Annotated in this window: 1 pseudogene; it reads right to left on the reverse strand. The window is 50.0% G+C overall.

What is annotated here, in order from left to right:
• A pseudogene (locus R0J92_RS24985) lies at positions 1 to 252 on the reverse strand (hypothetical protein); the annotation flags it as partial.

Below are 252 nucleotides of genomic sequence, written 5' to 3' on the forward strand. Positions count from 1 at the left end.
GCAGATAAGCTCATACGTGACACCCGAAATTCCTTCGGCCATTTTCTTCTCATCTGTAAGTTCGCCTTGTGCTTCGACTTTATTTCTACGAAGAGATTGAAGTTCTGGAATCGGCTGTTGGATGATTTTGCCGTCTCGGAGCGACAATTCCCGGAGGATGGTCAAGCAATTCGCCCATCCGTTGATATCGGTCGGATACTCGATTTCCGGCAAGCCCATCCAAGCGACCATTAGCCTTCTGCCGCTCGGATC

This window comes from Tritonibacter sp. SIMBA_163, from assembly GCF_046535935.1.
GTDB lineage: Bacteria > Pseudomonadota > Alphaproteobacteria > Rhodobacterales > Rhodobacteraceae > Epibacterium > Epibacterium scottomollicae.